The following is a 20465-nucleotide window of genomic DNA, read 5'->3' on the forward strand; positions in this document are numbered from 1 at the left end:
TTGCTCAAATGCAGCAACAACGTTGATAAGTTGATCTTGGTTCGACATGTTTGCGTCCTGATGAATTAGTCGCAGTCATTAAATCAGATCGAAAAATAGAAGTTGAGCTATGCTCTCGTAAGCTCACCAATTACAGGAGCGATGGATTAAATGAAATGCAAAATTAGTTGATGTTTTTGCCAACGAAAAATGGTCTGGCAATGGACTTACCATCTTTTACGCAAGAATTTTTACTGTTGATGAAAAATTGGATTTTGCCGGCCATCCTTTAATTGGTTTAGCGGCCCACCTACATGAGGCGTATGGTGAAGAACAATCCCATCTCTGGAATGTAAGACTCAATAAAAAATCAGTCACACTAAAAACAACCATGTCAGGTGAATACTTTGCAGCAACTATGGAGCAGGTAAAATAGAAGATATTGCTACAGGCAGTGCCGCTGGACCTGCAGGTGCGTTTTTATGTAAGCATAACCGGGTGCTTGCAGGAGAACCTTTTGTGATAAAGCAAGGTAGATTCTTGGGCAGGCCTAGTGAAATTAAGGTGCAAGTAGAAATTCAAAAAAATGAAATTTACAATGTTTCAGTAAGCGGCCAGGTATGTAAAGTCGCGAATATTGAGTTCATCTAGCTCTGTAGTAGTGAGATAACAAGCTAATTAATAAGGATAAAATACAGTTTCTTGTTTTCGTATCCATATTTGCCAGTAATTACTTAGCCTGTTATGGTGAAGTCAAAGCGATAATGTCGATGTTGAACCGATTGTAGATCCGGCGGATAAAGTGAAACTTAGGCCAAAGGCTGTAATTCCAATGATGATAGCTTTTGCAATAGCGTTTCTTATATCTTTTATCCTAACGAAGCAAGGATAATCCATTGTGTTTATTTTATGGAAAAGTAAATTAATTTGTTAACATTGAACGAAACGATAACAATAGAGTTATGTTATTGTTCAATTTACGATGAATGTTGGCTAGTTGATAAAACGAATCAGCCTTCTGAGATCGCAAGCTGCCAAATAAGTGAAAATCATAAATTTTTACAATAACTTTCGATAATGAGGTCTGTTTTGAGTGGAAAAGAAGAATGTATTAATCCCAATAAGTGTCCATTATGTAAAGAAAATAATCGTTGCCTGAATAGCTCTTGTAGCGATTCATCGCAGAATTGTTGGTGCAAAAACCCGGATATAAAATTTTCAGAGAGTTTATTAAAACAAATACCAGATAGCGCGAGAAATAAAGCATGCATCTGTAAGGCTTGCGCTTTAGCCCATCAATAAACCCTTTTACACTGGAGGTAGATTTGGAATTTCTCCGTGAGTATGAAGTTATGCTTCATCAATTTGACGTTAGGAAAAATGTTGAGCAACTTAAAACGTTATTACATCCTGATCTGATTGAAATTGGCTATTCGGGAAAAACGTTTGATTTTGATATGACCGTGAGAGAATTACCTTTAGAGAAAAAACCGGATCACCGTGTGTGGTCGCAAGATTTTGAGTATATTGAATTGGCAACGAACCTTGCCCAGCTAATTTACCGAGAAGCCAGGATGGACATCCACGGAAATTTGAGCAGGCACGCAAAAAGGTCGTCTATTTGGGTCAGAGATAATGGCCAATGGAAAATGCGCTTTCATCAAGGTACACCCACTGCTGCATTTGAGAAGGCTCAAACATAACAAGTTTCACAACTCTTGCTAGGGAAAACGGTCACTTATTTAGCCAGTGAATACCGAGCAAGGCGTTAGGCCTGAAGGGGAAAAGTTAGATGTCATCAAGCAGCCTTATTGCATTATTTGGAGCTATGTTACTGCTCGCTATTGTCCCAGGTCCGGCGGTATTCGCTATTATTGCCCGCTCATTTTCGTCTGGTTTGCTGCGCGGTTTGTATATGACCATGGGGATTGTTTTAGGTGATTATATCTTTATTATTCTGGCATTATATGGCCTCTCAGCCTTAGCCGAAGTGATGGGGGCAACGTTTTTCATCATAAAATATATCAGCGCTGCCTACCTTATATGGCTTGGTTTTAACCTGCTGCGCGCTAAAGCCAGTGCCGTTGATATTGAGGCGTCGAAAGATGCATCATTGTTTTCAAGTTTTATCGCCGGACTATTAATCACCCTGGGTAATCCCAAGGCGATCCTATTTTATGTTGGCTTCTTTCCTGCTTTTATTAACGCAGGCAGTGTCACCAGTTACGATGTAGGGCTAATTATGGTTGCTGCAACTTTGGCATTCGGTAGTGTAAACCTTTGCTATGCACTGCTTGCCGTGCGAGCTAAGAGAGCATTTAAATCCGCCAACGCCGCAACCATTATAAATAAAACGGCAGGTACAATCATGGTGTCAACCGGTGCATTGGTTGCAGTTAAGGCCTAATAAATTTATTCAAAGACAACAAGTCGAAGCAAACTTATCGGCAAGATGGCCGGGTGATTTATACAACTTTTCTCTTCAGTTTATCAACATGGTTAAAGGCACAGATAAGCAAACAAACAACACATAACAACGCGTTATATTAGAATTATCATAATGGGAACTGATCACCAGTGGAGATTGAATATGCGAAATTTAAATCTGATTGCTATCGGTAGCTTGATAGTTATTTCATCATTTGTCAGTGCAGCTTACGCCGAAGTTAAATACACCGACCAACTAAAACTTCACCAAATTGGCCAACAAGTTTCGGCAAAAAATATCGAACAGGATATTACCAAGTTTGAATAACGACATGATTGGCAATATTGAAGGTATCAATGGCGTCATCAATAATACCACCGCGCGAATATTTGCCGAAGGAACACGCCACACTGAAACGCCAAAACAGGCAACAACACGACGATTTACCGGTGGTGAAGTGGATTCGCCAACGAGAAATTTAGCGCGTTATATTGACTGGATGGCCGATCGCTACATACCGAATCTCGATACTATGATGATCTACCGCTTAGACAGATTTGGCCGTGGTGGTCATCATCGACCCTTTAACGATTTAGGCTTTCCTGCGGTACGTATCATGGAAACTAACGAAAATTATAATCGCCAGCACCAAGATCTTCGAACCGAAAATGGCATTAACTATGGCGACACCATTGACGGCATAAACTTCGCAATGGCAAAATAGCATTTTTGTTGGCAACATTACTGAGTATACATTGCAGAATATTGTTATTGATAATTACTTTTTTGGTGTCGCCAGTGTCAGTAACGATGGTTATGAAAGCCCGATTGTATTTCCGGGCGATGCCGGCTCGTTTGGTGAGTAAAAACTAAATAAAAATAAGCGAGGTTCAACAGGTGACACTGAACTCTCGCTAATTGCTATTGTTTAGTTACTGATATGACTGTTAGGCCTTAAATCGGAAAACAAAGCGGTCGGTTTTACCCCTTACTGATGGTTCAAACACCATTTTACTGTAATCGTCCCTGGCATTCTTCAGAAAATCAGCCTCAGCCTCTAACACAAACCCCGCTGCTTTAAAGTCATCACGTACATTTCTCTCTTATTGACGTAAATGGTTATGCGGGATTGTTAGTAAAGCTTTTCATGCTGGCTTGTGTTGGCGAGTTTAGTGGCTTTGTTGCGGTTGATTGAGTTAATGTTTTATTCTTATAGAGAAAAACTAAGATCAATACGCCACTGAGCATATGGCCTGCCAAAATGCCTTGGTAAAAATGATCATTGATGGCAATGGAAGCATTGGTAACATGGCCAAACAACATTCCTTGATAATAGCCATCTTTTAAGACATAAATCGAGCCGATATAGGCCAAGGGCAGTAACAACACAATCCGGTGAAATACCCCTAATATTAAGGCTTGCAGGGCTTTTCCCTTTGCGTTCAAACATGACTGATATACCATGATACAGCCAATTGACAAATAACCCCACGATACCCAGGTAAAATATCGGGTTATGTAACTTGCTACGGTGTCTTGAGAGCACAAAGTTGTTGAAAGGTAAGGGCTATAGAAAAATAAGGTGACGGCGATAATGAGCTGAGACAGGATGATGGCTGAAAACGCCATTAAATACGCTTGTTTGACTCTGTGTTTATTACCGGACCAAAAATTACTACCAATAACTGCTGGCATAGAGGTTGTTAATACCATAGGCACTAATAGAAAAAGCGATTCCATTCTCAATATGAAGGCAAAAGCCGCAACGTAGGAGTAATCTATGTTAGCGGCAATAATCGTCATCAGTGCCATACTGAGCGGGGTGACTAATTGTTGTAATATAACAATTACAGCATCTTTTTTCGGCGATGCTATCTGTAAGTTAATTACCGATAAGGTTGGAAAAGATAACTGCGATTTTTTAATTAAAATGAGCAGCGATATCAAGGCAAAGATAAAGTCACAAATCACATGCACATAGGCAAGACCTGACAAGGCATTAATGAACAAGTTACTTGATGGCGTTAATAATAATACCGCTAAAATACTTTTCAAGGCTAACCAGCTAAACATTAAACTACTTGCTAATACGGCATGGCCTACCGCCCTTAATATGGCGTTCACTTGCCAAACTAAGGCGAGAAATACCCAGCCAATATAGCGAGCAGCCATATACTCTTGTTGCTGATTGAGCAGGGCTGCTTTTTCGTGGGTTAAATTTATTTCGGCCCAATGGTTATTACCCAAAAGTGATAATAATTGCTGGTTGGCAGCGTAAGCACATAATGCAAAAATGCTGACAATTAACACCGACATTAGTATTGTCGTAGTCATGGTACTGGCAAGGTTTGCTTTATCTAAACAGGCCGATTTTACAACTTTGCAGTTACTGCGAATACTTAAGCCGATGGCGATCGCTGTCAAAGCTGTGGTTAATGGTAGGGTAAAACCAATGGCAGTAAGTGTGTCTGCACCACTCAGGGCAAGTAAGCTTGATTCAAACAGGTCGTATAACAGCAGCGCTAAGATTGCCCCAATCATTGGCAAACTTGTTTTCCAGATCAAACTGGAAAGCTTATTCTTGTTAAAACAAAAATTTTCAGGTGGTTGCATGTATTGTTGTTGGCCATTAATGTTAAGCGTTTCATTAAGAGAACGTTTTTGGCCTCAACCCATTTCAAGGCGAAATGTAACAGTTTATGTATGGTGAAGGTAAAATAAGCGCTAACAAAACGGTTGCTGAGTTTTCTGAACTGAGGGCGAAAATTGGTTGGGCAGAAACTGAATTTGCGATGGCTAAAAATAGCTTAGCTAATTCTTTATTTCACGTCGTGATCCGCGATCAATTTAAACTTATTGGTATGGGTCGTGTAATTGGAGACGGCTCGATGTATTTTTATGTACAGGATGTAGTCGTTGATCCACACTATCATTTTAGTCTTATAGCCTTCGTTTTTCGAAGCTAAGTGTAAGTTTTTGTTACATATTGGAATTATCACCAGCAAGTTATCATGTTAAGTTATAGCTATTATCAATTCATATAGGGCTACAAGGTGAATAATTTACAAAGGATCGGGGGCGTTGCTGCACTTTCAGAGGCGGTCATATATATATCGGCTTTCATATTTTTTGGTGCTTTTTGGGACTTTCCTGCGAATGCTGCTGCGGTAGAAAAATTCAGTTTTCTCGCGGACAATCAAATCATCCTGTCTATTGTTAACCTGACCATGTATGTGGTATTTGGCATTTTTTTAGCCGTGTTAGTTCTGGCGCTTCATCAACGTGTTAAAAACTGTGCTCCGGCGCTGTCACAAATTGCATCGGTATTTGGCATTATTTGGGTAGGCCTGATTATTGCGAGTGGGATGATAGCCAATATAGGATTAGCCGCTGTTATTGAAATTTCTGTTAAGGCACCCGAGCAGGCCATGACTGTCTGGCTAACAATTAACGCCATAATTGAAGGTTTGGGTGGCGGAAACGAAATTGTTGGCGGACTATGGGTGCTATTGTTAAGCATTGCCGCCTTAAAAGCTAATCAGCTTCCCAAGGTACTTAACTACTTGGGTTTATGCATTGGCTGTGCTGGTATTCTCACCATTTATCCTGCTGAGGTACTTACCGAAATTTTTGGTTTAGGGCAAATTGCCTGGTTTGCTTGGCTAGGAATTATTATGGTGCAGAAACCGTCAAAACCGTCAAAACAGACAAGAGAGACAAGTAAAAATGTGCTATCGCACGCCAATTAGCTGAGCCCAATACTGCCCCTTTCTATAAAGGGGGGAGTACAAAAACGTTACAATCATTACCGGTACAGAGCGCGGTATTGGCGCGACTGTTCGCGAGCAAAGGCTAAGCTGCTCGTATCAACTACAGAAATGCCCTTTAACCGGGCGTAAGACATTTAAGGAGGATTGGTGCAAACATTTATCATTTTATTTCGGGGAATTAACGTTGGCGGTAATAATTTATTGCCGATGAAAGAATTAGTGCCACTGCTTCAACAAAAAGATTATCAAGATGTATCCTCGTACATTCAAAGTGGCAATGTTGTACTTAAATGTGAGAACAACCCGGCATCAGATCTGAAACAAATTGTTTTATTTGTACGCACCTGACGGTGTTGGTCGTTCAAAATTAGTATCAAACATCGAACCCTGTTTAGGCCAGGCAACGACCGCCCGAAATTTAAATACGATGAATAAAATTAACACTATGACCACACATACCTAACCAACAGTGCAAACAAGGCGTAACTATATCAATTATATAGCTTTAAAATGGACAAAAAACACTTGCCTGTTACAATTATAGTCAAGTACTTTCCCAAGCTTTGCTTGGTGTCATTTTGATGGTGTGTTCAACCGTTAAAACTTAATAAGAAGCGAATATGAATTTAAAATATCTAATTGGAATAAAGTAGGACAAAAAAGATAAAAGATGGAAAAACAAAAACCAATAGGGATATTTGATTCTGGAGTCGGCGGGCTGTCGATTTGTCACGCTATTCGACGTGCGCTTCCAGAAGAAAATTTAGTCTATTTTGCCGATATCGGGTTTTCTCCCTATGGTGTAAAGTCGAAGGACATCATTAACGAGCGATCTGAATACATAGTGAGTTTTCTGATTAATCAGGGTTGTAAAGCTGTGGTTGTGGCATGCAATACAGCAACGGTAAATACCATAAGTAATTTGCGCGCAAAGTTTTCCATTCCAATTATTGGCGTTGAGCCTGGTATTAAACCTGCCGCTTTGCAAAGTAAAACCGGCATTATCAGTGTGCTTGCCACTGAACAAACATTAGAAAGTGATTCTTTTCAGCGATTAATGGCAAAATACTCTAAAGCAGTAAAAATTAACGCTATAGCGTGCCCTAAATTCGTAACCTTAGTTGAGAATTTAGAGCACTACAGTGAGCAGGCGGTTGACGTGGCCGAACAATACATACGACCTCTTTTGACAGAGGGCAGTGACCAGATAATTTTAGGCTGCACGCATTTCTCATTTTTAAGAACAATCATAGATCAGGTTGTAGGGCAAGAGGCTAACGTTATTGATACCGCGGCTCCGGTAGCAATGGAAGTTAACCGAAGACTAGATAAACTCAACTTGCTAAATTCAAAAAACACGGATATTTACGCTGAATTCTGGACAAGTGGAGACTATGCAAAAGTAATAGAACCAATGAGCCAATTATGGGGCCAGGACATTCATTTATTTGCAATCAGGGCTTAACCACTCAGCTGTTAAGTAAGTTGTTATTCGTTTTAACCAGTGTAAATCTGCAGCTGCTTTATCAATTTGGTTTATTATTTTAATAAGTTTGGACGATCCCAGTTATGAACCGTATCGTGGTAATAGGCTCAAGTTGCAGTGGCAAGTCCACGTTTTCGCAACATTTGGCTAAAAAGCTAAACAGTCAATACATAGAATTAGATCAGTTGCATTGGTTACCGAACTGGCAAGAGCGACCCGATGAGCAGTTTCGAAATAGAGTCAGTAAGGTTACATCAAAAGATTCTTGGATAGTTGATGGTAACTATTCCGTTGCTCGTGATATTCTCTGGCCACGGGCGACAACGATTATCTGGTTAAACCATTCTTTTGGGCTAGTGCTATATCGTTCGATCACCCGTTCAATTTTCAGAGCCGCAACAAAAAAGAGACTTTTTGCTGGCAACGTTGAATCGTTTAAGCAAACGTTTTTAAGTCGAGATTCGATCATTTTATGGGTATTAAAAACCTATCATCGTAAACGCAAAAACTATGCTGGTTTGTTAAAGCAACAAGCAGCAAAAGGCGCAAAAGTTATTGAATTCAATAATCAAAAGCAAGTGAATGCTTTTTTGAAAAATATATAGTTAGTTGTCTGGAAAAGTTCCAGGTTAAACTGCAAAAATAGTTAAGTCTTTGAACTAAAAATAAGCCGCAACTCTTTCTTCAGGGATATGGCGGAGCTATGAGTATTTATGAAACATATGTTATTAGTGGGGTTACTTTTTATCTTTGCCGGTTGTAGCTCAAGTTCAGCCGTCGATGCCAGAGTGAGTGTCATTGCTGGCTCTGCAGATGAAAGCTCACCCTTGCAGCAAAAACAATGGAGCCATGGCTCTGCCGACTGCCAGTTGAATAATGATCAACCATTTGACGTTTACCAACATGATCAATCAAGTTATATCCTTCGACAAAACAAATGCTTAAATTTTGAAGCGCCATTCATTTATATACTCATTGGTGCGGAGAAAGCGCTTGTTTTAGATACCGGAGCCACTGCAAGCGCAGACGAGTTGCCACTATACCAAACGGTACGCACTCTAATTGAGAAGCAAGCGGGGCCAGCTGAAAATATAGAAAAGGAAATACTAGTCATACATTCTCATAGTCATAGTGATCATTATGCCGGGGATCCTCAGTTTGAAGGAAAACCGAACGTCACTTTGGTAGAGCCAAATAGTACGGCGATGATGAATTTCTTTGATTTTACGGATTGGCCAGAAAGATTCGTTAATATTGAACTAGGGCAACGAAAACTCACCATAATCCCTAGCCCTGGACATCAGGAAGAGGCGATAACTGTTTTTGATGCGCAAACCAAATGGCTGCTGACAGGAGATACCATTTATCCGGGCTTTATCTACGTCAAAAATTGGCAAGATTATCAACACAGTATTACCCGCTTAGTTGAATTTTCTCAAAGCCATGAGGTAAGTTATGTGCTGGGGGCACATATTGAAATGACCGCCGAAGCTGGTGAGTATTACCCTATTGGCACGATGTTCCAGCCAAATGAAGCCAGTTTGGCTCTAACACCTGAGCACTTAGTTGCATTAGATTTGCAACTTAAAAGTTTGCAAGAGCCGGAACAAATCATATTTAATGATTTTATCGTCGCCCCAATGAGTATTTTTCAAAAAGCCTTGAGTAATATTGCAAGATGGATGTTTCACTAGACAAAAGGGTTAAAAGGCCAAGCCCAAATCACCAAATGTCTACACTTTTAACGCTAGTGCTAATGGACAAAAAAATTTATGAGTACTGTAATCGTATCGGATGTATTTGGCAAAACGCCCGCGTTAATGGCCCTCAGTGAGCAGTTACAAGCAAATACTATTGTCGACCCTTACGATGGCCGCAATATGGGCTTTAGCGATGAAACCCAGGCCTATGCTCATTTTATTGAGCATGTCGGCTTTGATGGTTATTTAGCTAAGCTATTAAAAATCATTGAATCCACTTCTGCTCAAATGACGTTAATTGGTTTTAGCGTTGGTGCTTCAGCCATTTGGCAAATGTCAGAAAAGCTATCCGCTAGCAAAGTTAAACGTGCCGTTTGCTTTTATGGCTCGCAAATCAGAAACTATACCGATATCAATCCACAATTTGAAATTGATCTTGTATTTCCAAAGAGTGAACCGCATTTTGATGTATTGACGCTAGAAGCGATGCTTGCGAATAAGACAAATGTATCAACTTTCAGAGTCGAATATTTACATGGTTTTATGAATCAATGCTCAACTAATTACCACGAAGTTGGGTATCGAGCGCTTGTTGAAATGTTGTGCTTAGATAAGATTTAAAAGACATTACTCAGTAGTAATCTCAATATCCGTTTTAGGAATACAACAGCAGGGCAGGATTTCGCCATCTCGGATGTACGCCAGAGGTTCACCGTTGATGTATTCTATTTGCCCTTTGTCCAGGGTCACCCGACAGGCTCCACAAAAGCCATCGCGGCAATGGTAATGTATTTCGATGTCGTTAGATTCGAAGTAATCGAGTGCGGTTTTAAAAATAAGCTTGTCGAAATCTTGTGCGACAAGCTTACCATTAACGGTGACTTTATTGGTCATACAGTGCTGTCAGTTGCACAGTCAATGCCGTGGTTTAAAGATCAAAGTCTTCAAAGTCAGTGCTGTCTACCGCACTATCCGTTTGCCCGACAAGGTAAGAAGATATCTCAGTTTCTTGTGGTGCAACCTGTACATTATCAGATACCAGGTAAGAGTTGATCCATGGTAATGGGTTGTTTCGGATTTTAAATGGTGCATCAAAACCAATCGCGGCCATACGTTGGTTGCTAATGTATTCAATGTATTGCTTCAGCATTTCCGCGTTTAGGCCGATCATCGAGCCGTCTTTAAACAGGTAATCGGCCCATTCTTTTTCTTGCTCAACCACATCCATGAATATTTGATAGCCTTGATCTCTCAAGTCTTCAGAGATCTCTTTCATTTCCGGGTCGTCCTGACCATTCGCCCAAATGTTCAAGATATGTTGCGTACCGGTTAAATGCAAAGCTTCGTCCCGGGCAATTAGCTTGATAATTTTAGAGTTACCTTCCAATAACTGGCGTTCAGAGAAGGCAAAAGAACACGCAAAAGATACGTAAAAACGAATGGCTTCTAACGCATTGACCGAACAAATTGCCAGATAAACTCGCTCTTTTAATTTACGCTTGGTCACTTCAACCGTTTCACCATCAATTTGGTGAATACCTTCACCGTGCAAGTTATAAATTTGCGCCATGAAAATGACATCATCAAAATATTTTGCAATGCTGCTGGCACGTTTTAATATTGCCGGGTTTACCACTATGTCATCAAACACTTCGGCCGGGTTGGTAAACAAATTGCGTAAAATGTGGGTGTATGAACGCGAGTGAATGGTTTCTGAGAACGCCCAGGTTTCAATCCAGGTTTCTACTTCGGGTAATGACACCAAAGGTAAAAATACCGCGTTAACACTACGTGCGGCCATACTATCAAGCAAGGTTTGATACTTTAAGTTGGAAATGAAGATATGTTTTTCCGCTTCGGAAATAGACTGCCAATCGGCGCGGTCTTTAGAAACGTCAATCTCTTCTGGTCGCCAAAAGAACGACAATTGCTTTTCAATAAGCTTTTCAAACGCCGAATGCTTTTGTTGATCGTAGCGCGACACATTAACCGAATTTCCTAAGAAAATTGGTTCAAGAAGTTGGTCATTTTTGACCTGATTAAAAGTAGAATATTTCATTGTTAACTCTTTTGTGTTGTCACTTTTATTGTGGCTTTTATGCGTAGTGACAAAAGTGCGGTAAGCGAGTACCGCGATTAAAGCTCAGATAGAGTTCTGGCCGCGATTGAGTTTATTCGCGCGGCCAGAATTTATCATAGAGATGGATTAGATCTTACAAGCACCGCCAGCGCAATCGTCTTCGATATCGCCCTGACTATCATCGGCACCATCGCGAGTATTGTGGTAGTACATGGTTTTAACACCAAGTTTGTACGCCAATAAGATGTCTTTTAAAATTTGTTTAACCGGCACTTTACCGTTTTCAAATCTAAGTGGGTCATAGTTGGTATTTGCTGAAATGGTTTGGTCAACAAATTTTTGCATAATACCAACCAGCTCAAGATAACCGGTATTATCGGGAATATTCCACAACAATTCATAGTTACCTTTGAGTTTTTCATACTCAGGTACCACTTGCTTCAGAACACCATCTTTACTGGCTTTAATGCTGATCAAACCACGCGGCGGCTCAATACCATTGGTGGCATTTGAGATTTGCGACGAAGTTTCAGATGGCATTAATGCAGTAACAGTAGAGTTACGCACGCCGTATTCTTTGATGTTTGCACGCAAAGTTTCCCAGTCAAGATGCAGCGCTTCGCTACAAACTTTATCGATTTCTTTTTTGTAAGTATCGATTGGTAAAATGCCTTGTGATAAACGCGTCTCGTTAAATTTAGGACAGGCACCTTGCTCTTTGGCCAACTGATTAGACGCTTTTAACAAGTAATATTGAATCGCTTCAAACGTTCTATGGGTTAAATTGTTGGCACTACCATTTGAATAGAACACACCATTTTTCGCTAGGTAATAGGCGTAGTTAATCACCCCTATGCCTAACGTGCGACGACCCATGGTGGCATTATATGCAGCAGGTACCGGGTAGTCCTGGTAATCCAATAAGCTGTCTAGTGCTCGAACCACTAAATCGGCTAAACCGTCCAGTTCTTCTAAACTGCTAATTTTACCTAAGTTAAACGCCGATAACGTACAAAGGGCAATTTCACCGTCTGGATCGTTAACGTCTTTCATTGGCTTAGTTGGTAAGGCAATTTCTAAACATAAGTTCGATTGGCGAACTGGCGCAACTTCCGGGTTGAACGGACTGTGAGTATTACAGTGGTCAACGTTTTGTAAATAAATACGACCCGTACTGGCGCGCTCTTGCGCAAATAAAGTAAATAACTCAATCGCTTTAATGCGTTTTTTACGAATTGACTCATCGTTTTCGTATTTAACGTATAACTGTTCAAACTTCTCTTGATCTTCAAAGAAAGCATCGTACAAACCAGGTACATCTGATGGGCTGAACAAGGTAATGTAATCGCCTTTGATCAAACGTTGATACATGGTTTTGTTAAATTGCACACCGTAGTCTAAATGACGAACACGGTTTTCTTCAACACCACGGTTATTCTTAAGCACCAGTAAGCTTTCCACTTCTAAATGCCAAAGTGGATAGAACAAGGTTGCAGCACCACCACGAACACCACCTTGCGAACAACTTTTTACTGCCGTTTGGAAATGCTTGTAAAACGGAATACAACCAGTGTGGAATGCTTCACCGTTACGAATGGTACTACCTAAGGCACGTACACGACCCGCGTTAATGCCGATACCGGCACGTTGTGAAACGTATTTCACTATCGAGCTGGTGGTGGCATTAATAGAGTCTAAGCTGTCACCGGTTTCAATCAATACACACGATGAGAATTGACGAGTAGGAGTACGCACACCGGCCATAATTGGCGTTGGTAATGAGATCTTAAATGTTGAAATGGCATCGTAGAAACCTTTTACGTATTGTAAACGCGTCTCAACCGGGTATTTGGCAAATAAACACGCCGATACCAACATATATAAAAACTGGGCACTTTCGTAAATTTCGCCGGTAACACGGTTTTGCACCAGGTATTTACCTTCAAGTTGTTTAACGGCAGCATAGCTAAACGTTTTATCACGCTCATGGTCGATATAACTGTCCATCACGGCAAACTCTTCCGCACTATAGTCAGCAATTAAGTGATTATCGTATTTACCGGCATCAACTAACTCTTTCACATGATCATAAAGCGCAGGAGGAGCGTATTTGCCAAAGGCTTTTTTACGCAAGTGGAAAATCGCCAAACGTGCCGCCAGATATTGATAATCTGGTGTTTCTTCCGAGATTAAATCGGCAGCGGCTTTAATAATTGTTTCATGAATGTCTTCGGTTTTGATGCCGTCGTAAAACTGAATGTGGGATTTTATTTCAACTTGTGAAACCGATACTGAGTCTAACCCTGCGGCTGCCCAGTCGATTACTTTATGGATTTTATCGAGATCGATAGGTTCTTTTTCACCATCGCGCTTGGTGACAAAAAGGTTGTTATTCATGAATGACCTGTCTTTATAGTATTTATTATTAAAATTGGTTTTAATTATTTTTATTGTTTTATTTTAGGCAAAGCGCAGTAATACCATTTCTGCCGTCCCTGCTTTTTTCATTGACTTCCCTGACTGGCATTTCTCTGTTGATAGATAAATGCACAACATATGGGGTTTTTGTTTGTATCTAGTCACAAGATAATGAGGTTTGGCTTTGATTGCAACCCCTAGATATTGTGTTTTAATCAGTGCTTTTTAACTTGCTTAATTTAGGTTAGTAGTAACTAACTTAGTAGCGCTGATTTTCGTACTGGTTAACTAAAATGCAAGATTTATTTTAACCTAAAAACTTTTTTTAAGATCTTTTTAACCTAAAAGTTTAGATATTATACGATTAAGCAATATGAGAAATAAAATAATTGTAAAACAATAACTTAACTGGTTTGGTTGTTCTTTGTTCGACTTGCTTGTTTTATAATCTCTAGTAATTGCAAAGGATCGTCAACCATGTGGTCGGCTTGCCATGTTGTGCAAGCGTTTTGATCTTTTATATAGCCCCACTTGGCCACAACCGTGGTCATGTTGGCAGCGTTGCCGGCTTCAATATCTCGCTTGGCGTCACCCAAATACCAAATATGCTCGGCAGCGACACCAATTTCTTTGCTTGCTAAAAACATTGGCGCCGGATGTGGCTTGCTTTGCGCAATCGTATCGCCGCTAATGTTGGTTCGTGAATTGCAAAATTGCGGAAAATTGGTTAATAAAGGTTCGGTTAAAAACCCAGGCTTATTGGTCACTATACCCCAGGGAATATTCGCCGCTTCAATGGCGGTGATTAACTCTGCTATACCCGGGTACAACGTAGTATACTCGGCTAAATTTAACAGGTAATAATCAAGGAATTCCTGGCGTAATTGCAATTTATCATAATTGACCAATTGCTCTTTAAAACCTAAGTCTAATAATGGATAAACGCCGTCAGAGGCGACAAGACGGTACTGTGCACTGGATACTGGCTTAAAGCCGTAGCGGTTGAGTAAATAATTTAAGGTGGCGCCTAAATCATCGGCAGTATCTAATAAGGTACCGTCTAAATCAAATAACACGCCTTTCGCTTTGCTTAACAATTGAATACCTCAACCATTATTCTTCTTCTGGCATTTTGCAGGCAAGAATATAGTTAACGTCTAATCCTGCAGCTAATTTGTGGTTTTCCGTAACGGGATTGTAATGAATGCCGCTGGCATCAAAACATTTTAATCCGGCATTTTCTGCCCAGCTGATAAGTTGTGAAGGGCGAATAAATTTGTCCCAGTCGTGGGTGCCGTCGGGGACCAGTTTTAGTAGCTTTTCGGCGGCTAATATTGCAAATAAATAAGATTTTGTGGTTTTATTCAAGGTTGAGAAAAATACGTAACCACCCGGTTTTACCATTTGCGCACAGGCTTGCACGATGGAAGCTGGATCTGGCACGTGTTCCAGCATTTCCATGCACGTAACCACATCAAACTGCTGGTCGTTATCTTGTGCTTTTTGTTCCGCGGTAATTTTTTCATAACTGACACTAACACCGGCTTCAAGGGCATGCAGTTTGGCTACATTAAGCGGTTCATCCCCCATATCAATACCGGTTACTTTAGCTCCTAAACGGGCCAGGCTTTCGGCTAAAATGCCACCACCACAGCCAACATCAATAATTTTTTTGTCAAAAATATCGCCCACATGCGAGGTAATAAAATTTCGTCGCAACGGGTTAATTTGATGCAATGGTTTAAAATCACCGTGTAAATCCCACCATTGGCTGGCAACTTTTTCAAATTTGGCAATTTCATCAGGATTTACGTTTAATGGTTCAGACATGATTGAGGTCTTTAATAAATGCTTTATATAGGGTTGAGTTAGATTCTATCGAAAGTGGTGAAAGATAACAAAGCCAATTACCGATAAATTGGCTTTAACGTTCTACTTTTTGGCGAATCAGTAAAGTTGCCTAGTTATTAATCGTCAACACGATCGCCAATTTTATTTAACACGGTCACTTCGCCATCACATACCGCGATAATGGATTTCCCCACTTTAAATTGATCAGAAATAATAACCCTGCCTTGATCCTTTTGCGGAAAACTGGCGATTTCATGCTTTAACTCTAACGAGTTGATATCGTAGTATAGAATGGTGACTGTGCGTTGCTTCATCTTGGTCAGTGTTCTTCTTATTTGGTGACTTAGCCAAAGATAGTTGCAATGCCAAAGCCGAGTTCTGAAAAATAGGATAAGTGTTACATTTTGTTAACAAAACTATTTATAGCGAAGTCAAAAGCATAAGTAAACATAGATATGTGATCTTTCACCAAACAAACTTCTTTTGCCGAATAAATCAGCATTTCTCTACGCAATGTTTGTGCTGAAAGTTCAACACTCCTAAACTTGAATCTACCTTCTAAAAATAAGTGACATTGACAGCGTATTAAGGTTTAATCATTTGTACTAATAATTAAGAATAAAGAAGTGTAGAAGTTAGTACCTTTATGCTAATATTCTGCCTTGATAATAATAATTTTGAGCATTTTTTGCTGACACTTAGGGAAAGCATCGTTTTATGACCGATCTGGCTAAAGAAATCGTTCCTGTCAATATTGAAGACGAATTAAAAAACTCCTATCTAGATTACGCCATGAGTGTAATCGTAGGGCGTGCATTACCGGACGTACGTGATGGTTTAAAACCCGTTCATCGCCGTGTTTTATATGCAATGCACGCACTTGGCAATGACTGGAATAAGGGTTACAAAAAATCAGCCCGTGTTGTTGGTGATGTAATTGGTAAGTATCACCCGCATGGTGATACTGCGGTATATGACACCATCGTTCGTATGGCGCAACCATTCTCCTTACGCTATATGCTGGTAGATGGCCAGGGTAACTTTGGTTCTGTTGACGGTGACTCAGCTGCAGCAATGCGTTATACCGAAATTCGGATGCAGAAAATTTCGCATTCGATATTAGCGGATTTAGAAAAAGAAACCGTTGATTTTGTGCCGAACTACGATGGTCAGGAATTCATGCCATCGGTTATGCCGACCCGCATACCGAATCTGTTAGTTAACGGTTCATCGGGTATTGCTGTTGGTATGGCAACCAACATTCCGCCACATAACTTAACGGAAGTTATCAATGGCTGTATTGCCTACATCGATAATAACGACATCACCATCGATGAATTAATTGAACACATCCCAGGTCCAGATTTTCCAACTGCGGGTATTATCAGTGGCGTGGCGGGTATTCATGAAGGTTACCGTACCGGCCGTGGTAAATTAAATATTCGAGCCCGTGCAGATATTGAAGTACATGAAACCAGCGGTAAAGAAACTATCGTCGTTCATGAATTACCGTATCAAGTAAACAAAGCTCGGCTGATTGAAAAAATGGCTGAGTTAGTTAAAGAAAAACGCCTGGAAGGTATTTCTGCCTTGCGTGACGAGTCTGATAAAGACGGCATGCGTATGGTGATTGAAATCAAACGCGGTGAAGTTGGTGAAGTTGTGTTAAACAACTTATATAAGCTAACGCAAATGCAAGTGTCATTTGGTATGAACATGGTTGCCATCGATGAAGGCCAACCACGTTTGTTCAACCTAAAAGACATGATCAGCTGTTTTGTCCTGCATCGTCGTGAAGTTGTAACTCGCCGAACCATTTTCGAATTACGTAAAGCTCGTGAACGTGCGCATTTACTTGAAGGCCTTGCCGTAGCGTTAAGTAACATTGACCCTATCATCGAGTTAATTAAAAACTCACCAACGCCAGCGGAAGCTAAAGAAGGTTTATTAAGCCAAGGTTGGGTGTTAGGTACCGTTGCTGAAATGCTAGAGAGAGCAGGGGATAATGCCGCTAGACCAGAGTGGGTTGAAGAAGGTTTTGGTATTGTTGACGGCAAATATTACCTGACCATGCAACAAGCACAAGCCATTCTCGATTTACGTTTACACAAGCTTACCGGCTTAGAACACGAAAAGATTCTAAATGAGTACAAAGAGTTATTAGAAATTATTGCCGAATTGATGCATATTCTAGCCAGCCCTGAACGTTTGATGGAAGTTATCCGCGAAGAGCTGGAAGTAATTCGAGATGATTTTGGCGATGAACGTCGCACTGAAATCTCAATGGCGTCACATGATTTATCGCTTGAAGACTTAATTTGCGAAGAAGATGTAGTAGTCACGTTATCGCACGAAGGTTACGTTAAATACCAACCCTTATCCGAATACGATGCACAGCGCCGTGGCGGTAAAGGTAAAGCCGCAACCAAGATGAAAGAAGAAGATTTCATTGAACGGTTATTAGTGGCCAATACCCACGATACGATTTTATGTTTCTCAGATCGTGGTCGCATGTATTGGTTGAAGGTATTCCAGTTACCGCTTGCTACCCGTACTGCTCGTGGTCGCCCAATTGTAAATATTTTACCGCTCGAGTCGGATGAACGCATTACCGCCATTCTCCCGGTAAGAGAATACGAAGACGATAAATTTATCTTGATGGCAACCGCATCGGGTACGGTTAAGAAAACGCCATTAACGGCTTACTCTCGTCCACGTGCAAATGGCATAATCGCCTTGAACCTTCGTGATGATGATACACTTATTGGCGTAGACATTACTGATGGTACTAACGACATCATGTTATTCTCTGATGCCGGTAAAGTTGTTCGCTTTAACGAGTTGGCAAAAGATAGCGAAACCGGTGAAGTGAAAATTGATGCCGATACTGGTGAGCAAGTACAAGCGTTACGAGCCATTGGCCGTACTGGTACTGGTGTTCGCGGTATTAAGTTAGAAGGTGAGCAAAAAGTTGTATCGTTAATCGTCCCTAAAAATGACGGTCCGATACTTACCGTTACCAAGAATGGATATGGTAAACGTACCGACCTTGCAGAATATCCAGCCAAGAGTCGTGCAACCAAAGGTGTAGTATCAATTAAAGTCAGCGAACGCAACGGTGAAGTTGTTGGCGCGGTACAAGTTGAAGACGCCGATGAAATCATGCTGATCACCGACAACGGTACGTTAGTCAGAACACGCGTCAATGAAGTGAGCACGATAGGTCGTAACACCCAGGGTGTACGAATTATTAGAACCAGTGAAGACGAAAGCGTAGTAGCCTTACAACGAATTGATGAAATTGAAGAAAGTGATGAATTACCGGAAGAGGGTGAAAACGCCGAAACCGCTGAAGGTAGTGAAGTAACGAATAGTAGCGATGACACTCCAGATGCTGATGCAGCACCAGAGACTGACACTGAAACTGAAGAGTAACTTCTAATGCAACAATAACAAATGGGCGGTTTTTACCGCTCATTTTTGTTTGAAGCTGCGAGCAACGAGCTACTGGCCACGAGCGGTATATTTGATAAGTTCACCTAAAGTGTAACAGTGCCAAGTCTGCCGGAAGCCATTAGCCCGAAGCCCTAAGCAATTGATAAAAAATAGTCCAATGGAACCAAAAAACACATGACCGAAATCTATAATTTTTGTGCTGGCCCGGCAATGTTACCTAAGCCAGTGATGCAACGTGCCCAAGCTGAATTTCTTAACTGGAACAACACCGGTTGTTCAGTGATGGAATTAAGCCACCGTGGCGCAGAATTTATGCAGCTTGCCAGTGGTGCCGAAGCAGATTTACGTGAACTATTAAGTATTCCAGATAACTACAAAGTTTTATTTTGTCATGGCGGTGGACGTGGTCAGTTTTCAGCAGTAGCACTAAACTTCTTGGGGGCAGGCAAAACGGCAGATTACGTGGTGACTGGCTCTTGGTCAAAAAGTGCGGTCAGTGAAGCGAAAAAATTTGGTGACATCCGGGTAATTGATGCGGTAACCGAGCACGAAGGTAATAAGAAAGTAGTGCCATCTGAGCAATGGAATATCAATAAAGACGCGGCTTATGTGCATTATTGTCCGAACGAAACCGTAGATGGCATTGAGATTTTTGATATTCCGGAAACTGGCGATATCCCGTTAGTGGCAGATATGTCATCAACCATTTTATCTAGGCCAATCGACATCTCTAAATTTGGTCTTATCTATGCGGGCGCACAAAAAAATATTGGTCCGTCTGGTTTAACCATCGTCATTGTCAGAGGTGATTTAATTGGTAAACAGCAAATTGCCACGCCGGTCATTCTCGACTATAAAGTTACTGCCGATAACAGTTCTATGTTCAATACGCCGCCAACTTATGCCTGGTATTTGGCCAGCTTAGTGTTTCAATGGTTAAAACAGTTAGGTGGTGTTGAGGCGATGGCAAAAATTAACCAAGAGAAGGCACAATGTCTTTATAATTACGTTGATGACAGTGATTTTTATTATAATAAAATTGCCGTTGAAAATCGCTCGACCATGAATGTGCCATTTTATTTGAGCAACGAAGCGCTGAACAGCGAGTTTTTAGCACAGGCTAAAACCGCAGGTTTGTTGGCATTAAAAGGCCATAGAATGGTTGGCGGTATGCGCGCCAGTATATACAATGCCATGCCAATTGATGGGGTGAACGCCTTAGTGAATTTCATGAAAAAATTTGCCAGAGAGCACAGCTAAGAGTAATTAACACTAACCAAGTATTAGTTACGTCGAA

General features: G+C 40.8%; 21 protein-coding genes and 1 pseudogene. 15 read left to right on the forward strand and 7 right to left on the reverse strand.

Annotated elements, in window-relative coordinates:
* The first annotated feature begins 411 nt into the window (after positions 1-411).
* From ND16A_RS22015 to ND16A_RS19985, 6 genes and pseudogenes are all read left to right on the forward strand, one after another.
* Complete coding sequence (locus tag ND16A_RS22015; RefSeq protein WP_443080360.1) at positions 412-630, forward strand: PhzF family phenazine biosynthesis protein; 219 nt, start codon at positions 412-414, stop codon at positions 628-630.
* A 426-nt stretch (positions 631-1056) separates the two neighbouring features.
* The gene (locus ND16A_RS20680; RefSeq protein ID WP_081945604.1) at positions 1057-1281 is read left to right on the forward strand and encodes a cysteine-rich CWC family protein; all 225 of its coding nucleotides are present in this window, start codon (positions 1057-1059) and stop codon (positions 1279-1281) included.
* A gap of 23 nt (positions 1282-1304) precedes the next feature.
* Positions 1305-1682 carry a nuclear transport factor 2 family protein gene (locus ND16A_RS06960; protein WP_033078100.1) on the forward strand — a complete coding sequence of 126 codons (378 nt, stop codon included), beginning with the start codon at positions 1305-1307 and terminating at the stop codon, positions 1680-1682.
* Between the two features lie 89 nt (positions 1683-1771).
* Entirely contained in the window at positions 1772-2386 is a 615-nt protein-coding gene (locus ND16A_RS06955) for a LysE family translocator (RefSeq protein WP_033078101.1), read from the forward strand.
* A 183-nt stretch (positions 2387-2569) separates the two neighbouring features.
* A complete protein-coding gene (locus ND16A_RS21330; RefSeq protein WP_160173520.1) occupies positions 2570-2734 on the forward strand; it encodes a hypothetical protein in 165 nt (54 codons plus the stop codon).
* Positions 2676-3273: pseudogene (locus ND16A_RS19985) on the forward strand (peptidase M28); the annotation flags it as partial. The gene ND16A_RS21330 and the pseudogene ND16A_RS19985, both read left to right, overlap by 59 nt.
* 253 nt (positions 3274-3526) lie before the next feature.
* Here the strand turns inward: ND16A_RS19985 and ND16A_RS06950 are convergent.
* Positions 3527-4948 (reverse strand): MATE family efflux transporter, encoded by a 1422-nt coding sequence (locus ND16A_RS06950; protein WP_160173521.1) that lies wholly within the window; start codon positions 4946-4948, stop codon positions 3527-3529.
* A gap of 158 nt (positions 4949-5106) precedes the next feature.
* Here ND16A_RS06950 and ND16A_RS06945 point away from each other — a divergent pair, with 158 nt between their 5' ends.
* The 7 genes from ND16A_RS06945 (at position 5107) to ND16A_RS06915 (ending at position 9984) form a co-directional block, all read left to right on the forward strand.
* Complete coding sequence (locus ND16A_RS06945; protein WP_052073151.1) at positions 5107-5373, forward strand: hypothetical protein; 267 nt, start codon at positions 5107-5109, stop codon at positions 5371-5373.
* Positions 5374-5460: 87 nt separating this feature from the next.
* The gene (locus ND16A_RS06940) at positions 5461-6156 is read left to right on the forward strand and encodes a DUF4386 family protein (RefSeq protein ID WP_033078103.1); all 696 of its coding nucleotides are present in this window, start codon (positions 5461-5463) and stop codon (positions 6154-6156) included.
* Positions 6157-6324: 168 nt separating this feature from the next.
* Positions 6325-6525: a DUF1697 domain-containing protein gene (locus ND16A_RS21730; protein ID WP_033078104.1), complete on the forward strand. Its 201-nt coding sequence runs from the start codon at positions 6325-6327 to the stop codon at positions 6523-6525.
* A 322-nt stretch (positions 6526-6847) separates the two neighbouring features.
* Entirely contained in the window at positions 6848-7642 is a 795-nt protein-coding gene (gene murI / locus ND16A_RS06930) for a glutamate racemase (RefSeq protein WP_033078105.1), read from the forward strand.
* Positions 7643-7746: 104 nt separating this feature from the next.
* Complete coding sequence (locus ND16A_RS06925) at positions 7747-8268, forward strand: adenylate kinase (RefSeq protein WP_033078106.1); 522 nt, start codon at positions 7747-7749, stop codon at positions 8266-8268.
* Positions 8269-8376: 108 nt separating this feature from the next.
* Complete coding sequence (locus tag ND16A_RS06920) at positions 8377-9357, forward strand: MBL fold metallo-hydrolase (protein ID WP_033078107.1); 981 nt, start codon at positions 8377-8379, stop codon at positions 9355-9357.
* Positions 9358-9435: 78 nt separating this feature from the next.
* Positions 9436-9984, forward strand: coding sequence for a hypothetical protein (locus tag ND16A_RS06915; protein WP_033078108.1), 549 nt, complete (start codon positions 9436-9438; stop codon positions 9982-9984).
* 6 nt (positions 9985-9990) lie between these two features.
* Here the strand turns inward: ND16A_RS06915 and yfaE are convergent, their stop codons facing one another.
* From yfaE to ND16A_RS06885, 6 genes are all read right to left on the reverse strand, one after another.
* The gene (yfaE, locus tag ND16A_RS06910) at positions 9991-10257 is read right to left on the reverse strand and encodes a class I ribonucleotide reductase maintenance protein YfaE (RefSeq protein WP_033078109.1); all 267 of its coding nucleotides are present in this window, start codon (positions 10255-10257) and stop codon (positions 9991-9993) included.
* A 34-nt stretch (positions 10258-10291) separates the two neighbouring features.
* Entirely contained in the window at positions 10292-11422 is a 1131-nt protein-coding gene (nrdB, locus tag ND16A_RS06905; protein ID WP_033078110.1) for a class Ia ribonucleoside-diphosphate reductase subunit beta, read from the reverse strand.
* 147 nt (positions 11423-11569) lie between these two features.
* Positions 11570-13840: a class 1a ribonucleoside-diphosphate reductase subunit alpha gene (gene nrdA, locus ND16A_RS06900; RefSeq protein WP_033078111.1), complete on the reverse strand. Its 2271-nt coding sequence runs from the start codon at positions 13838-13840 to the stop codon at positions 11570-11572.
* A 425-nt stretch (positions 13841-14265) separates the two neighbouring features.
* On the reverse strand, positions 14266-14958 hold the full coding sequence (locus tag ND16A_RS06895; RefSeq protein WP_033078112.1) for an HAD family hydrolase: 693 nt from the start codon (positions 14956-14958) through the stop codon (positions 14266-14268).
* A 16-nt stretch (positions 14959-14974) separates the two neighbouring features.
* Positions 14975-15691, reverse strand: a complete 717-nt coding sequence (ubiG, locus tag ND16A_RS06890; RefSeq protein ID WP_033078113.1) for a bifunctional 2-polyprenyl-6-hydroxyphenol methylase/3-demethylubiquinol 3-O-methyltransferase UbiG — start codon at positions 15689-15691, stop codon at positions 14975-14977.
* A gap of 137 nt (positions 15692-15828) precedes the next feature.
* On the reverse strand, positions 15829-16026 hold the full coding sequence (locus ND16A_RS06885; protein WP_033078114.1) for a TIGR02922 family protein: 198 nt from the start codon (positions 16024-16026) through the stop codon (positions 15829-15831).
* 403 nt (positions 16027-16429) lie between these two features.
* Between ND16A_RS06885 and gyrA the strand changes: the two genes are divergently transcribed.
* Both gyrA and serC read left to right on the forward strand, forming a co-directional pair.
* Positions 16430-19147 carry a DNA topoisomerase (ATP-hydrolyzing) subunit A gene (gene gyrA, locus ND16A_RS06880; protein ID WP_033078115.1) on the forward strand — a complete coding sequence of 906 codons (2718 nt, stop codon included), beginning with the start codon at positions 16430-16432 and terminating at the stop codon, positions 19145-19147.
* A gap of 195 nt (positions 19148-19342) precedes the next feature.
* Positions 19343-20428 (forward strand): 3-phosphoserine/phosphohydroxythreonine transaminase, encoded by a 1086-nt coding sequence (gene serC, locus ND16A_RS06875; protein WP_033078116.1) that lies wholly within the window; start codon positions 19343-19345, stop codon positions 20426-20428.
* Positions 20429-20465 lie beyond the last annotated feature (37 nt).

Source organism: Thalassotalea sp. ND16A (genome assembly GCF_000764205.1).
Taxonomy (GTDB): Bacteria; Pseudomonadota; Gammaproteobacteria; order Enterobacterales; family Alteromonadaceae; genus Thalassotalea_A.

Bases quoted from the DNA above. Each gene is read 5' to 3' on its own strand.
- ND16A_RS20680 (WP_081945604.1), top strand. From the start codon at position 1,057: ATGAGGTCTGTTTTGAGTGGAAAAGAAGAATGTATTAATCCCAATAAG.
- ND16A_RS06955 (WP_033078101.1), top strand. From the start codon at position 1,772: ATGTCATCAAGCAGCCTTATTGCATTATTTGGAGCTATGTTACTGCTC.
- ND16A_RS21330 (WP_160173520.1), top strand. From the start codon at position 2,570: ATGCGAAATTTAAATCTGATTGCTATCGGTAGCTTGATAGTTATTTCA.
- ND16A_RS06950 (WP_160173521.1), bottom strand. From the start codon at position 4,948: ATGATTGGGGCAATCTTAGCGCTGCTGTTATACGACCTGTTTGAATCA.
- ND16A_RS06945 (WP_052073151.1), top strand. From the start codon at position 5,107: ATGTATGGTGAAGGTAAAATAAGCGCTAACAAAACGGTTGCTGAGTTT.
- murI (WP_033078105.1), top strand. From the start codon at position 6,848: ATGGAAAAACAAAAACCAATAGGGATATTTGATTCTGGAGTCGGCGGG.
- ND16A_RS06925 (WP_033078106.1), top strand. From the start codon at position 7,747: ATGAACCGTATCGTGGTAATAGGCTCAAGTTGCAGTGGCAAGTCCACG.
- ND16A_RS06920 (WP_033078107.1), top strand. From the start codon at position 8,377: ATGAAACATATGTTATTAGTGGGGTTACTTTTTATCTTTGCCGGTTGT.
- ND16A_RS06915 (WP_033078108.1), top strand. From the start codon at position 9,436: ATGAGTACTGTAATCGTATCGGATGTATTTGGCAAAACGCCCGCGTTA.
- yfaE (WP_033078109.1), bottom strand. From the start codon at position 10,257: ATGACCAATAAAGTCACCGTTAATGGTAAGCTTGTCGCACAAGATTTC.
- nrdB (WP_033078110.1), bottom strand. From the start codon at position 11,422: ATGAAATATTCTACTTTTAATCAGGTCAAAAATGACCAACTTCTTGAA.
- nrdA (WP_033078111.1), bottom strand. From the start codon at position 13,840: ATGAATAACAACCTTTTTGTCACCAAGCGCGATGGTGAAAAAGAACCT.
- ubiG (WP_033078113.1), bottom strand. From the start codon at position 15,691: ATGTCTGAACCATTAAACGTAAATCCTGATGAAATTGCCAAATTTGAA.
- ND16A_RS06885 (WP_033078114.1), bottom strand. From the start codon at position 16,026: ATGAAGCAACGCACAGTCACCATTCTATACTACGATATCAACTCGTTA.
- gyrA (WP_033078115.1), top strand. From the start codon at position 16,430: ATGACCGATCTGGCTAAAGAAATCGTTCCTGTCAATATTGAAGACGAA.
- serC (WP_033078116.1), top strand. From the start codon at position 19,343: ATGACCGAAATCTATAATTTTTGTGCTGGCCCGGCAATGTTACCTAAG.